General features: G+C 33.8%; 14 protein-coding genes. 11 read left to right on the forward strand and 3 right to left on the reverse strand.

Going from position 1 to position 13722, the window contains the following annotated elements; all coding sequences use genetic code 11:
• Position 1: 1 nt before the first annotated feature.
• The gene (parS, locus tag EZ444_RS18285) at positions 2 to 460 is read right to left on the reverse strand and encodes a type II RES/Xre toxin-antitoxin system antitoxin (RefSeq protein WP_131610592.1); all 459 of its coding nucleotides are present in this window, start codon (positions 458 to 460) and stop codon (positions 2 to 4) included.
• A 64-nt stretch (positions 461 to 524) separates the two neighbouring features.
• A complete protein-coding gene (locus EZ444_RS18290; protein ID WP_131610593.1) occupies positions 525 to 887 on the reverse strand; it encodes a response regulator transcription factor in 363 nt (120 codons plus the stop codon).
• 216 nt (positions 888 to 1103) lie between these two features.
• Between EZ444_RS18290 and EZ444_RS18295 the strand changes: the two genes are divergently transcribed.
• The 3 genes from EZ444_RS18295 (at position 1104) to EZ444_RS18305 (ending at position 3003) form a co-directional block, all read left to right on the forward strand.
• Positions 1104 to 1283 carry a histone H1 gene (locus EZ444_RS18295; protein ID WP_090778888.1) on the forward strand — a complete coding sequence of 60 codons (180 nt, stop codon included), beginning with the start codon at positions 1104 to 1106 and terminating at the stop codon, positions 1281 to 1283.
• A 63-nt stretch (positions 1284 to 1346) separates the two neighbouring features.
• Positions 1347 to 2336, forward strand: a complete 990-nt coding sequence (gene mgrA / locus EZ444_RS18300; protein WP_131610594.1) for an L-glyceraldehyde 3-phosphate reductase — start codon at positions 1347 to 1349, stop codon at positions 2334 to 2336.
• Between the two features lie 19 nt (positions 2337 to 2355).
• Positions 2356 to 3003, forward strand: a complete 648-nt coding sequence (locus tag EZ444_RS18305; protein WP_131610595.1) for a YceH family protein — start codon at positions 2356 to 2358, stop codon at positions 3001 to 3003.
• Positions 3004 to 3036: 33 nt separating this feature from the next.
• On the opposite strand, the gene EZ444_RS18310 is transcribed toward EZ444_RS18305, so the two are convergent.
• Complete coding sequence (locus tag EZ444_RS18310) at positions 3037 to 3456, reverse strand: helix-turn-helix transcriptional regulator (protein ID WP_131610596.1); 420 nt, start codon at positions 3454 to 3456, stop codon at positions 3037 to 3039.
• Positions 3457 to 4093: 637 nt separating this feature from the next.
• Here EZ444_RS18310 and tviB point away from each other — a divergent pair.
• The 8 genes from tviB (at position 4094) to EZ444_RS18350 (ending at position 13699) form a co-directional block, all read left to right on the forward strand.
• The gene (tviB, locus tag EZ444_RS18315; RefSeq protein WP_131610597.1) at positions 4094 to 5386 is read left to right on the forward strand and encodes a Vi polysaccharide biosynthesis UDP-N-acetylglucosamine C-6 dehydrogenase TviB; all 1293 of its coding nucleotides are present in this window, start codon (positions 4094 to 4096) and stop codon (positions 5384 to 5386) included.
• Positions 5387 to 5392: 6 nt separating this feature from the next.
• Entirely contained in the window at positions 5393 to 6841 is a 1449-nt protein-coding gene (locus EZ444_RS18320) for a lipopolysaccharide biosynthesis protein (protein ID WP_131610598.1), read from the forward strand.
• 51 nt (positions 6842 to 6892) lie between these two features.
• Positions 6893 to 7756 carry a glycosyltransferase family 2 protein gene (locus EZ444_RS18325; protein WP_131610599.1) on the forward strand — a complete coding sequence of 288 codons (864 nt, stop codon included), beginning with the start codon at positions 6893 to 6895 and terminating at the stop codon, positions 7754 to 7756.
• A 313-nt stretch (positions 7757 to 8069) separates the two neighbouring features.
• Positions 8070 to 8951 (forward strand): O-antigen ligase family protein, encoded by an 882-nt coding sequence (locus EZ444_RS18330; RefSeq protein ID WP_169472394.1) that lies wholly within the window; start codon positions 8070 to 8072, stop codon positions 8949 to 8951.
• 3 nt (positions 8952 to 8954) lie between these two features.
• A complete protein-coding gene (asnB, locus tag EZ444_RS18335; protein WP_131610601.1) occupies positions 8955 to 10802 on the forward strand; it encodes an asparagine synthase (glutamine-hydrolyzing) in 1848 nt (615 codons plus the stop codon).
• A gap of 46 nt (positions 10803 to 10848) precedes the next feature.
• Entirely contained in the window at positions 10849 to 11955 is a 1107-nt protein-coding gene (locus tag EZ444_RS18340; protein ID WP_131610602.1) for a glycosyltransferase, read from the forward strand.
• A 14-nt stretch (positions 11956 to 11969) separates the two neighbouring features.
• Positions 11970 to 12566 (forward strand): sugar transferase, encoded by a 597-nt coding sequence (locus tag EZ444_RS18345; RefSeq protein ID WP_131610603.1) that lies wholly within the window; start codon positions 11970 to 11972, stop codon positions 12564 to 12566.
• A gap of 17 nt (positions 12567 to 12583) precedes the next feature.
• Entirely contained in the window at positions 12584 to 13699 is a 1116-nt protein-coding gene (locus tag EZ444_RS18350) for a glycosyltransferase family 4 protein (RefSeq protein ID WP_131610604.1), read from the forward strand.
• The last annotated feature ends 23 nt before the right edge of the window (positions 13700 to 13722 follow it).

Raw genomic sequence — 13722 nt, forward strand, 5'->3', positions numbered from 1 at the left:
ACTAGGCTAAATCACCGTATTCTATTCTGATTAGTTCTTCTTCTATAAGAGAAATACCGGTAATTGTATCCATCAAATCAAAGGGGATTTTATTACCAAGGCCATATGAAGGTGTATTTAGCCATTGATGAAATGCATCTGCAGAACCAAACACAGCTATGCCCTTATCAAACAAAGAAAACGACTTTAAAAGCTTTTCGCTTAAAGGGGCATCTAATTTTGAAGAATTAGAAACGTAATTTTGTATGGTTTTAACATTGGTTTTGAAAGTATCTTGAAATTCTTCTTTGCTAAAGCCGGATAGTGTTAAAAAATCAAGCGCCGCTTTCGCAGGTAAGCCTTTTTTAGAATTTGTAAGTAGACTTATTGAATTGCCGTATAGGGATTGATATGGTGCTATTAGCTCGGCAACAACGGATAATTTAGTTTTGGTTTTATAAGGTTTTTGAGTAGCAGCCATAATTTCTCGTATTTAAGGTTATTCAAATTTAAGAAATTTTTCTTATATTATTAGAATTTTTTCTTCAAGCGGATAGTTGCCCTTTAACCTGATGAATAAAATGATTAAGGTCAAATGGTTTACTAATAAAATCATCTGCTCCAGCTTCATCTAATGCCGACTTTTCAGCCGCATGGGCAGACATGATGATGATTGGAATGTTTAATGTCTCTGTATCTGATTTTAGTGTGCGACATATATTAATGCCATTACCATCCGGCAACATTACATCTAAAATAATCAGATTTGGTTTTTGCCTATGCAAACTTCTATAGAATGCAGTTGCAGTCGCAAAAGCCTCGACCTCATACCCCTCTTCTAAAAGTACATACTCAATAATAAACCGAATGTCTTCATCATCTTCAATAAGGTGTATAAATTTAGCCATAATTGATGTTTGCTGCGAGATAATTCTGAATAGGATAACTTAGAAAATAACCCTTTTAGGGCTCAAAAGGTTTTAAAATAATAAAGATTGAATAGAAAAATGCAATACAAGGCAAGTTCTGTACGATTATTTGTAAAAAAATATATATTTGGCTTAAATTAAAATGGGAACGGTATAAGCAGCTTCCATATTATTAAAAGAAAAAACACAAAAAACATGGAAAAATTTTCAAAAGTTAAAGAATTATTAGCTTCTGTTGAAGCTGATGCAGAGAAATTTTACAGTGCAGGAAACAATGCTGCAGGTACAAGAGTACGTAAAGCTATGCAAGATTTAAAAGTACTTGCTCAAGAGATCCGTACCGAAGTAACAGAAAAGAAAAATACTGGTAAATAATATCTGATGCTCTAAATATCAGTAACGAGCTGTTGTTGGTTACTGATATTTTTAATAAAAAATATGTCGTATACACCCAACAGTTCTAGATACTCAGAGATGCAATATCGCCGATGTGGCAAAAGTGGATTAAAATTATCTGCAATTTCGTTGGGGTTGTGGCATAATTTCGGCCATGTTGATCAGTTAGAAAATTGTAGTAATATTTTAAAGTTGGCTTTTGATCGGGGAATTACTCATTTTGATCTAGCCAATAACTATGGGCCGCCTCCAGGCTCAGCTGAAGAAAATTTCGGTCGTTTACTAAAACGAGATTTTTCAGGATATAGAGATGAGATGATTATTTCTACCAAAGCTGGTTATACTATGTGGGATGGACCTTATGGTGATTGGGGATCTAAAAAGTACCTGGTATCTAGTCTTGATCAAAGTTTAAAACGATTAAATCTTAATTATGTTGACATTTTTTACCATCATAGACCTGACCCTGAAACCCCTTTAGAGGAGACCATGGCAGCGCTTGACTTAATTGTCCGTCAAGGTAAGGCGCTATATGTGGGGATTTCAAACTATGGACCTATTGAAGCAGCCAGAGCAATCCAGTTGTTAAAAGAACTCGGAACTCCCTGTATCATTCATCAACCCAAATACTCCATGTACGAACGTTGGATAGAAGACGGCTTGTTGGATCTGTTAGGAAATGAAGGTGTAGGTTGTATTCCATTTTCACCTCTGGCCCAGGGGATGCTAACTGATAAGTATTTGAAAGGAATTCCAAGTGATTCAAGGGCTGCAAAAGCGCACGGTGCCCTGCAACAAAACCAAATTACTGAAGAGCGGTTAGTGCAACTAAATCAATTAAATGCAATTGCAGAGAGCCGTGGACAAAAATTAGCCCAAATGGCATTGTCATGGATACTACGTGATGACCGTATTACCTCGGTTTTAGTTGGTGCAAGCAAGCCAGAACAATTGGCTGATTCCTTAGCCTGTTTAAGCAATATAAGCTTCAGCAAAATCGAGCTTGATCAAATAGAAAATATCCTTATATGATTTATTCCTATATTTAGGGATGGAATCTTCGCAAAATTTACCAATTCTTGATGGTGTCGAACTCCGCGTTTTAGGCGTGCTGATGGAGAAATCGAAAACAACACCAGAGTATTATCCGATGACAATCAACGCGATTACGCTTGCTTGTAACCAAAAAACATCCAGAAAACCGGTTGTGCAATACGATGATCAAACCGTAATACTGGCATTGGACACTTTAAAAAGAAAAAGCCTTGTCTCTACAGCTACTGGCGGTTCAAGCCGTAGTGTAAAATACAAACATAATTTTGCTATTGTGTTTCCTGTTACCCCACCAGAAGTATCTGTAATTTGTTTGTTAATATTAAGGGGCCCCCAAACTCCAGGCGAATTAAATACGAATTCTGGAAGGATGTATGAGTTTGAATCTCTTGATGAGGTACAAGCTGTGCTTGAAAGACTTTCTGATCCAGAAATGCCTTATGTATTACAGTTGCCAAAGCGCCCAGGACAGAAAGAGGTACGCTATGTTCATTTATTAGCTGGCATTCCAGATCTTAGCCAGATTGATCAAGATGAAGCTTATACAAGGCCTGCTACTGAATTAGAAACAAGACTTGCTAAAGTAGAGCAGGAACTAGCAGAATTGAAAGAAGCTTTCGAAAAACTGATGAAAGAATTGTATTGAGGTTAGGTGTAGGTTAAACTATGATCTGTTTTGTCAATGATGATATACTCTTTCATGAGCATGCATTACCGAAGAGCTTGGTTTAATGCTTCCAAAATCTATTTTTGCTTCAGGTTTGGAGTATTGACTAAGTAATTCAGTGTACTTTTCTAAAAGTGTGATATACTTAGTCATCCAGTATTGGATGGAACAATCCTCATTTTGATCTGTTTTATTACTCACTACATCTAGTGTAGCATGATGTTTTGCATTGGCAAATTCTTCAGGAAATTCATTTGCAAAGTCATGGTTTATTGCTTGCCCAATCTTGCAAATAGTTTCAATATTTAAATGTCCGTGCTCAAACCAGTTGTAAATGGATGTTCTACTAACATGTAGTATTCGTGATAGTTCACTGATTCCGATTTTTGTTCGAACAATGCGTTCTATCACATCCCCTTTATTAGATGTCATAATTAGTCTATAGTTTAGATGAAACTTACTATACTCTAAAAAAATGCTCAAGACTAGAGGGATGTGCTAATCTCTATCTAAAGTTAAGTAAAATATTATGAATGAAACAAGAGTTATTTTTTTTTTATAAACATTGTCAACTTTTGTCTACATATACAAGTGTTGAAAGTCTCAATTAATCGAAATGGTTTTGTTGTAAATAGAGGTAATTACGGCTTTACGAGGCTAAAGGTGTTGATTTTTCTCTTTTAAAAGAAGTGATAAATGGATTCTTTTAATCTTTTATAAAATTAATTGTAAAGCTTTTGTAAACCCATGTGTATAAATTATACAATTGTACGACAACTCTAAAAATCACTTATCTTCTTGTGATATTTTGCATAGCTTTATTTCATGAAATTAATTGTTTAGCAGATGTTTCTAAACTGAAAGCTATATATAAATGTATAGTTGAGTTATTAATTATCTGATAGATAAATTATAATAGAAGAGAAAATATTTTATTAGCTATTTTCATTCAAGAATCAGCCGATGTAACTGATGTAGCGAAGCTATATACAATAGGAGTTAAAGATGGACTCTTTTGGGACCAGAATCCTCATAATCCTTTTCAAGATCAAATTATAAACCTCATAAAATGTTAGACGCGCACACTAAAATCGCTATCATTGGCCTTGGCTATGTAGGCCTACCATTAGCCGTAGAATTTGCAAAAAAGTATAAAACATTCGGTTTTGATATTAATGAAGAGCGCATCGCCGAACTCAATTCAGGATTTGATCATACACTTGAAATTAGTTCGGATGACTTAAATCATGTACTTACCTATGATTGTACATTTCCGCTGGGTTTGTATTGTACCGGTGATAATGAAAAAATAAAAAATTGCTCCGTATACATTGTTACTGTGCCAACGCCTGTAGATAAAAATAATCGCCCCGATTTAACACCTTTAGTAAAAGCAAGTATAACCGTTGGTCAGGTTCTTAAAAAGGGTGATATTGTAATTTATGAATCAACCGTTTATCCTGGTGTTACAGAAGATGAATGTGTGCCTGTTTTAGCTAAAACATCGGGTTTAAAGTTTAATATTGATTTTTTTGCAGGTTACTCGCCAGAGCGTATCAATCCGGGGGATAAAAGCCATACCGTAGCCAACATTCTTAAAATAACCTCTGGTTCTACTCCAGAAATAGCCGAAATTGTTGATCAGCTTTACAATTCTATTATCACCGCAGGTACTCACAAAGCTTCCTCTATTAAAGTTGCAGAAGCCGCTAAGATCATTGAAAATGCACAACGTGACATCAACATTGCCTTTGTAAATGAGTTGGCTATGATTTTCAATCGTCTAGGAATTAATACCAATGAAGTATTAGATGCTGCTGGTACAAAGTGGAATTTTTTGAACTTTAGACCTGGTTTAGTTGGTGGGCATTGTATTGGAGTGGATCCTTATTACCTGGCACAAAAGGCACAAGAGGTTGGTTATCATCCCGAAATTATCTTAGCCGGACGTAGGGTAAATGATGGAATGGGGGCCTATGTCGCTGATCAGTTGATTAAACAGATGATTCAAAAAAATACACAGATCATTGGTGCTAAAGTGCTGGTTTTGGGTTTTACATTTAAAGAGAACTGCCCGGATGTACGTAATACCAAAGTAATAGATATTATTAACCGCTTAAAAGAATACAATGTTCATGTAACCGTTCACGACCCATGGGCAAATGTAGAGAATGCGAAACATGAATATGGGATTGTATGCGAGAATGGGGAATCGAAAACCAGAAAGTATGATGGAATATTATTAGCAGTTGCGCATCAAGAGTTTAAAAGCATTGATTTGAGAGAATTGTGTAAAAAAAATGGAGTAATATATGATGTGAAATCAATGCTCCCTGATGAATCAGTAGATTTTAGATTGTAAAAAATAATGGATTTAGAAGGGAGAACGGTTTACGGAGTTTTTTGGTCAATCAGTCAAGAATTAAGCTCTAAGTTTATAAGCTTTTTTATCACAATTATACTCGCCAGGATTTTGTCACCAGCCGAATTTGGCTTAATAGCCATGCTATCCATTTTTATTGCAATAGGAAATTCATTATTAGACGGAGGCTTAACATCTTCATTAATTCGGACAACTGAGATAACACAAAAGGATTGCTCAACGGTTTTCTATTTTAATTTAATTGGGAGTATAGTTATATATCTACTTTTGTTTCTCTCAGCGCCTTTAATAGCTAATTTTTATAATCAACCAGTGCTCACCAATGTAGTTCGTGTTTATGGTATTGCGGTAATCATAAATGCTTTTTTTGGAATTCAGCAAACACTCCTGGTTAAAGAGATGAGGTTCAAAACAATGACAATGATTCAGATACCATCGGTTATAGGTGGCGGTATTCTAGGAGTTTTTTTGGCCACATTGGGTTATGGAGTTTGGAGTTTAGTATGGATGAGTTTACTTAATTCGTTTATATCTACCGTATTACATTGGGGTTATTCTGCATGGCGACCAATCTTTTTATTCGATTCAAATAGCTTTAAAAATCATTTTAACTACGGTTATAAATTAACACTGTCGGGACTAATTGATAGGTTATATCAAAATATTTATACCATAATCATTGGTAAATTTTATATGCCTGCTCAGCTGGGCTTTTATTCCAGAGCTGATTCTATTAGTCAACTTCCTATTGGAATAATATCATCAGCGATAAATAAAGTTACATTTCCAATGTTTGTTAATATAGCACATGATAGCGAACAGCTTTTAAACGTATATAGGAAAGTAATGTTGCAGGTTCTTTTTTGGATGGCACCATCTTTAGTAGCATTGTGTGTAATAGCAGAACCATTATTTAGATTGATGTTAACTGACAAGTGGTTACCGGCTGTTCCTTACTTTCAAATTTTATGTATTTCAGGTATAACTTATCCAATACATGCCTACAATCTAAATATTTTAAAAGTAAAAGGACATAGCAATTTATTCTTAAGGCTTGAGATCATAAAAAAAGTGCTTTGCGTTATTGGTATTATTTGTGTTTTTCCATTCGGTATTTACGGCCTCTTATACTTTCAGTTGATTTTTAGTTTTTTAGGTTTCTATATCAATTCCATTTATACGGTTAGATTTATCAATTACCCATTTATTAAACAGGTTGAGGACATATTACCAATTTTATTTGTTTCTGGTTTAATTGGTGTAAGTTGTTATTTTTTAGACAAACTATTAGTTGCATCCAATTTTAATGATGCCTTCAGAATTATAATCGTGGGACTCACTTACTTCGTCAGTTATTTTTCCTTGAGCTTCCTCTTTAAATTATCAGCGATCATTGATTTTAAACACTTGATCTTAAAAAGATTGTACCAGTAACAGCATAGGTATGTTATTGGGTGTATATAATGAAAAATTTAATTGTATAGAATGGAAACAAGTAGTGAAGAAATCGTGCTTAGTGTTTGTTGTGTCACTTATAATCACGAAAAGTATATCGCTCAAGCGATTGAAGGTTTTTTAATGCAGAAAACGACTTTTAAATTCGAGGTGTTAATTGGTGAAGATTGTTCTACCGATCAGACAAGAAAAATAGTAGATGAATATGCGTTGAAATATCCTGATAAAATAACGTTGGTTACTTCAGAAGTTAATGTTGGCGCTCATAAAAATGCAGTGAGGATATTTAGTAAGGTGAAGGGGAGATATGTCGCTCTGTGCGATGGCGATGATTATTGGACAGATCCTTTAAAATTACAAAAACAAGTTGATTTTCTGGAACAAAATCAAGATTACATAATGTGTTGTCATTATTCAAAGCGAATTAAAGAAAATAATGAGATATATTATATGAATTTGAATCCCAAACCAATAACCTATTCTTTTGAGGATATATTGTTTGATAATGATTTTGAAACGGTTCTTCTTTCTGTTGTTTTTAGAAATACCCCAGAAATCAATCAGATGTATAAAGCTGATTGGTTCTTTCAAAGTAATGCTCCAGATAGATTTCTCAAGCTGTATGCAACTTTTACATCAGGGAAAGATATTTATGTTTTGCCCGAAATAATGAGTTGTTACAGAAAACATACCGGGGGGATCTGGAGTACGCTACATCCTAAAATCATAAAGCAAAAGACACTTAGCGATTTATATCTGATAATTAAAATTTTTAAATATTCAAGAGTTCAGAAATTTAAGCTGCTGCTATATTACCTTAAAAATTACTTTCTGTTCGAAGTTAAAGACCATAGCATTCAAAATGCTTTTAGCACAATAAAGACTATACTGTAAATCAGGTTGTTACATTTAAAGGTGATTCAAAAAGTTTTTCAAGATGAAATACATTAGGATAATTATTCTATTTTTAATTTTCTGTAATCTTCCAAGTTATTTTTTGGCTAAGAGTAGTGCGTCCTTAGGTCAGCTTTTCAGCTATAGCACTTTTCTTCTTATAATAGTGTATTATATTTTTAGTAAAACTAAGAAGTTAATAGTTCCATTTGTTGTTTTAGGATTTTTATTCTTTTTGATCTCCATATTGGTAAGTGCAGATAATACTCAGACTTATCTAGTAACTCTAGTTAAGTATTTTATTGTCGTAATTATGGGCGCAATTGTAGTAAGTGATACAACTAAGGAAGAAATGTATATAGTCCTTTTACTAGGATGTTTAAGTATAATTTACGAATCTATGTTTATAGAGGGCATAGGTGGTAGGTATAGGGGATTTTACTTAAATCCTAATGCCGCAGGTTACGCTTGTATATTGGGTTACTGTTTGAGCTTTTCTATAGATAATAGAAAACTAAAAATTGCTGGTCAATTGTTGTTTTCCATTGCGGGCTTTATGACTTTCTCCAGGACATTTTTGCTGATTTGGGTGTTAATTAATCTGTTTTCATTATTTATTAGTTATCAAAATGTTTATAAAATTATTGTGGGGGTGGTTTTGTTTAGCTTGTTTCTTTCTTTTGGTAGTAAATTAGATTTAAGTGCTAAAAGATTGCACGCTTTTTCAGGTATACTACAGGGAAAAGTAAATGATGATTTAAAAGAAGAGTCCAGAGAAGAAACTTGGTCACATTATTACAATAAGCTTCTAATTAACCCTGTTCTTGGCAATGGCTACCATTCTTTTAGTGGAGAAACGTTTGGGCGGGGAAACAATACATTCACCATTCATAATGGTGTACACAATACATTTTTAATGATAATGGGTGAAGCTGGATTTTTTGTGCTATTATATTTTACATGGATTTACGGAGGCTTTTTAGTTAATGGTTTTAGGATGTTTGGCAGTAATCCAGTAATTTTTTTTGTTTCATTTTCCTTAATAATGTACATGCTCACAAACCATAATTATTTTGAAAATAACTTGGTGCTGTTTGTTTCCATGTGGATCTATATTCAAATAGATAAGTGGAAAAACAATGAGGTTGAGACAACATTTGGTTATAAGTTAAACTTATCAAATCAAAGTATTTAGCTTATGTGCGGAATTTATTTAACGAACATTCCTTTTACAAAGGATGAGGTAAAGTCAAAATTAAAAACGATACAGTTTAGAGGGCCTGATTATATGGGCATTCAAAAACAATCTGATTTAACTTTTGGGCATTTAAGGTTGGCTATTTTGGACTTAAATGTTCGTTCTAATCAACCTATGCAATTTGAAGATCTTGTAATTGTATTTAATGGGGAGATTTATAATTTTCATGAGCTACGAAATGATCTGATCAGTTTAGGATATTCCTTTAGTACAACTGGCGATACAGAAGTGCTGCTAAAAGGTTATAAAGAATGGGGAGCAGCCCTCGTCAGCAAACTAAATGGAATGTTCGCATTTGCAATATATGATTCCACATCAAGAAAAGTATTTTGTTCAAGGGATCGATTGGGGGTAAAACCATTCTATTACTCATGGATCGATGGACAATTTGAAATCTGTAGTCAATTAAGGCCCATAAGTCACAACAAGCAAATAAATGAAGAAGCCATTTCGATGTATTTAGACTGTGGATATATTCCAAGCCCTTATAGCATTTACCAGAACGTTTATAAACTGCCTCCAGGAAATAATCTTGAAATTGATTTGACTGAGCAAAAATATGAAATTAAAGAGTATTGGAATTTAAAGAAGGTAAAGGATACAGACTTGTCTTATGAAGAAGCTAAGGAAAAAGTACATGATTTGTTAAAAGAAGCAGTGAAAATACGATTGGAATCTGATGTTCCTTTTGGAACATTTCTTTCCGGTGGGATAGATTCAGCTTTGGTATCGAGTATTGCGGCTAAAATTTCAAAAAATCCGATTCGTACATTTTCAATCGGATTTGATGATGCTAAATATGATGAAAGTAAAGCCGCTGCCAATTATGCTAAGATTATAGGTTCTGATCATACAGAAACCATTTGCAAGCCAACTGATGTGTTAGAGATGATACCAAAATTGATAGCAGTGTATGATGAGCCTTTTGGAGATAGTTCGGCCTTGCCCTCCTTGTTGTTAAATAAAGTAACTAAGCAATCAGTTACCATGGCTTTATCTGGTGATGGCGGGGATGAAAGCTTTTTTGGTTACAATCATTTCAGATTAGTTACTTATGCAAGTAAAGTTACGCTTGTTCCGAGGTTGTTAAGAAAGTTAGCGTCAAAAATGTTGGTTTTAAATATCTTAGGGCGTAGAAATCAATCGTGTAAAGGGATATTAAATGTGGGTTCTAAGTATGATTTTATTGCCGGAATATTTGTAGGTTTTGATTCGCTTTTAAAAAAACGTGATTTTAAATGGCTATCTCATTATAAAGGCTATCAAACCTGGTCAGAAAATTTGCTACAGGCAACAGCCGATTTGAATATCAAACTGTGGTTAGAAAACGATAGCAATGCGAAAGTTGATCGTGCAAGCATGGCTTATTCAGTGGAGGTAAGAAGCCCATTTTTAGATTATAATATTATAGAGTTTGCAAGAACACTTCCTGTCGCATTTCGCTATGAAAAAGGAAATAGAAAAAGAATATTAAAAGACATTCTTAAAGACTACATCCCGGAAGAAGTATTTGATTTGCCCAAAAAAGGATTTGCCGTACCTCTGGATGGATGGATAAGAAATGAACTACGTAAAGATTTTGAAGAAAATTTAACTGATGATTTTTTACATCTGGTTCCCAACTTGAACATAAAAAAGTTTAAATCGATGTTTCGGCAACATTTGGATGGAGAGTACGATTATTCATCCCATATCTGGAGACTATATGTGTTGTCGAGATGGTACCAGGAATTCGGATTTTATACTAGAAAAACTGCCAAAGAGCGTGTGCTTGTTTACACCAGCTAATTAATAGCTGATATATAGTATCCCATCAAATATTAAGGCTGATAAAATGGAAAAAAAGTTATTTTTTGTCATTAATAACCTGTACAGCGGAGGAGCAGAAAGAGTGGTGTCTACACTCGCCAACGAATTTAGTAAGCAGGGATTTAATGTTTTTATCGTTTGTCTGAACCAGGCTGAGTTAGGCTATCACATTTCTCCTGAAATTACCATCGTAAACCTTTTAAAAGAGCGAAGTAAAGAACATATTTTTAACAGATTGAAATATGCATCATTAATCTATTTAAGACTATTCAAATTGCTGGTTAAGGAAAGGCCAATTTGTGTTGTTTCTTTCATGACCACATCCAATCTATGGACAGGATTGGTTTGTAACTTAATTAATATTCCATACATCGTATCTGAAAGAACCACACCCGACAATACCATTAATTCTTTTAATTATTTTTTGAGAAAACTCACTTTTTTGATTTATAAAAAGTCTAAAACCGTAGTTCTCCCAGCAAAAGGAATTGAAGATTGCATCAAAAGAAACCACACTTTTAAAAAATTAAATAACATTAAAATTATTTGCAATCCGATAAATACTTTTCAGTCTCCTTCTGATGTAAATGTATATGGTAGAAAGTTTATTCTTGGCGTAGGTCGTCTTTCCTACATTAAAGGTTTCGATCGGCTAATAGAGGCCTACAGTAGTATTGGAGTAGATGATATTGATTTAATAATTGTTGGGGATGGAGACGAGCACGCGAATTTGTCAATTCAGATTGAAAAATTAGGTCTCCAAAATAGGGTTAAACTGATTGGTACCAAAGATAACTTACAAGACTATTATAGCCAGGCTGAATTGTTTGTTTTACCTTCTAGAAACGAAGGGTCTCCCAATGCTTTAATAGAGGCTATGAGTTTTGGATGTGCATGTATTGCGATGGATTGTGAATTTGGCCCATCAGAATTAATAGAAAATGAAAAAAATGGAATCTTAATAGAAGCTGATAATGTACTGAAGCTTACCGCTGCTATTCAAAGTTTACTAACTAATGCTGAGCTGAGAAAAAGGATAGCCATAAATGCACAATTAATCCATCGAACTAATTCTTTGGATGGGGTTTTTCTGCAGTGGAAAAATTTGATTTTGTCTGATACAACAGTTTAAAAAAAAACATAGCCATGGACGCAAAACGCACATTTGATATCCTATTTTCTTCTATGGGATTAATTATACTTAGTCCTGTTTTTGCAGTGGTTGGTCTGCTCATTATCATAGATTCAAAAGGAGGAGTATTCTATCGGCAGATTCGTGTAGGAAAGAATGTCGAAGATTTTCCACTTTATAAATTCAGAACAATGTACGTGCATGATAAGGACCAACAATTACTTACTATTGGTGATCACGATGCCCGAGTGACAAAAGTTGGGTATTGGTTGAGAAAATATAAACTGGATGAGTTACCTCAACTATTGAATGTTTTAAAAGGTCATATGAGCTTCGTTGGTCCTCGACCTGAAGTACGTAAATATGTAAATCTGTACAATGATGACCAACTAATGGTGCTTTCGGTTAAACCGGGAATTACAGACTGGGCATCGATTCAATTTTCAAATGAAAGTGAACTTCTGGCGCAATCTGAGGACCCTGATAATTTTTACATAAATGAATTGATTCGTTTAAAAACTACACAGAATCTTAAGTATATCAATAATCATGATTTATGGGTTGATCTGAAAATAATACTTCTGACGCTAAGAAAAATTATAGTTAGATAAAATAATAAAATAGACTCATGGCCAAAGTAAAAATTGTTCATATTATAGGTGCACTTGGAAGAGGAGGAGCGGAGCGTTTTGTGGTTGACTTATGTAATGAGTTAGCAAAAAATGACCAGTATGAAATATATTTGGTTTCTCTTTGTGATAATAGTGTAGATACAACCTTTCTTAATGAAGTGGGTAATAAAGTCAATTATTTATCATTTCATAAGAAAAGAGGGTTAAGCTTAAAGGTACTTTTAAGATTGACATCCTGGTTAGTGAAACAAAATGCAGATGTAGTTCATTCTCATTTAAATGCTTTGGAATATTTGCTGTTATACACGTTCAGGAGCAGTCGTTGTAGGTTTTTTCATACCATCCATTCCATAGCCGAAGCTGAGTGTCCTAATTTTCTTATCAAATCATTTCGAGAAATCCTTTACCGAAGTCATAAGGTAACTCCGATAGTGGTTTCAGCAGATGGAAGCGAATCGTTTAGAAGATACTATGGATTGGATAATGAAACTGTAATTGAAAATGGTCGTCCATTTTTAAATCTAACCGATAAAGCTCCTTTGTTGATTGAAGAATACAAAAAAGATGAGAATTCTTTTCTTTTAATTCATGTGGGAAGAATTATCAAAGTAAAAAATCAACTGTTATTGATTAAAGCTGTACAAAAGTTTAATACTATAGAAGAAAAAAAATGCAAGTTGTTAATCATCGGAGATATACGGGATGAATCTTTATATCAAGAATTGTATGCACAGGCAGGAAAAGATAGATTTATTGAATTTTTAGGGGGGAAAGATAACATCGCTGATTATTTAAACATAGCTGATTTTTTCTGTCTATCCAGTTTCCATGAAGGAATGCCAATTTCTTTAATCGAGGCATTGTCGGTTGGCTGTATATCTATTTGCACCAAGGTTGGTGGCATTAAAAACATGATAGAAAACGAAATAAATGGCTTTTTAAGTATGGATAACAGTGTAGATTCATACTATCAAACGATGAAGAAAGCTATTTTTTATCCGGACAAGCAAAGGATTAAGGAAAATAGTTTTAACTCATTTAAACAGAATTACCATATAGGAGCTTCGGGTGAGAAACATTTCCATGCCTATAGTCTTGGTTTAAAAAGATAATGTAATTCTTGTTATTTAATCCT

The sequence above is a fragment of the Pedobacter hiemivivus genome, from assembly GCF_004331685.1.
Classification (GTDB): domain Bacteria; phylum Bacteroidota; class Bacteroidia; order Sphingobacteriales; family Sphingobacteriaceae; genus Pedobacter; species Pedobacter hiemivivus.

Excerpts from the sequence above, each read along its gene's own strand:
- EZ444_RS18330 (WP_169472394.1), top strand. The coding sequence starts at position 8,070 with ATGGGCGCAATTGTAGTAAGTGATACAACTAAGGAAGAAATGTATATA.
- EZ444_RS18325 (WP_131610599.1), top strand. The coding sequence starts at position 6,893 with ATGGAAACAAGTAGTGAAGAAATCGTGCTTAGTGTTTGTTGTGTCACT.
- EZ444_RS18320 (WP_131610598.1), top strand. The coding sequence starts at position 5,393 with ATGGATTTAGAAGGGAGAACGGTTTACGGAGTTTTTTGGTCAATCAGT.
- parS (WP_131610592.1), bottom strand. The coding sequence starts at position 460 with ATGGCTGCTACTCAAAAACCTTATAAAACCAAAACTAAATTATCCGTT.
- EZ444_RS18295 (WP_090778888.1), top strand. The coding sequence starts at position 1,104 with ATGGAAAAATTTTCAAAAGTTAAAGAATTATTAGCTTCTGTTGAAGCT.
- mgrA (WP_131610594.1), top strand. The coding sequence starts at position 1,347 with ATGTCGTATACACCCAACAGTTCTAGATACTCAGAGATGCAATATCGC.
- EZ444_RS18350 (WP_131610604.1), top strand. The coding sequence starts at position 12,584 with ATGGCCAAAGTAAAAATTGTTCATATTATAGGTGCACTTGGAAGAGGA.
- EZ444_RS18310 (WP_131610596.1), bottom strand. The coding sequence starts at position 3,456 with ATGACATCTAATAAAGGGGATGTGATAGAACGCATTGTTCGAACAAAA.
- tviB (WP_131610597.1), top strand. The coding sequence starts at position 4,094 with ATGTTAGACGCGCACACTAAAATCGCTATCATTGGCCTTGGCTATGTA.
- EZ444_RS18305 (WP_131610595.1), top strand. The coding sequence starts at position 2,356 with ATGGAATCTTCGCAAAATTTACCAATTCTTGATGGTGTCGAACTCCGC.
- asnB (WP_131610601.1), top strand. The coding sequence starts at position 8,955 with ATGTGCGGAATTTATTTAACGAACATTCCTTTTACAAAGGATGAGGTA.
- EZ444_RS18345 (WP_131610603.1), top strand. The coding sequence starts at position 11,970 with ATGGACGCAAAACGCACATTTGATATCCTATTTTCTTCTATGGGATTA.
- EZ444_RS18290 (WP_131610593.1), bottom strand. The coding sequence starts at position 887 with ATGGCTAAATTTATACACCTTATTGAAGATGATGAAGACATTCGGTTT.
- EZ444_RS18340 (WP_131610602.1), top strand. The coding sequence starts at position 10,849 with ATGGAAAAAAAGTTATTTTTTGTCATTAATAACCTGTACAGCGGAGGA.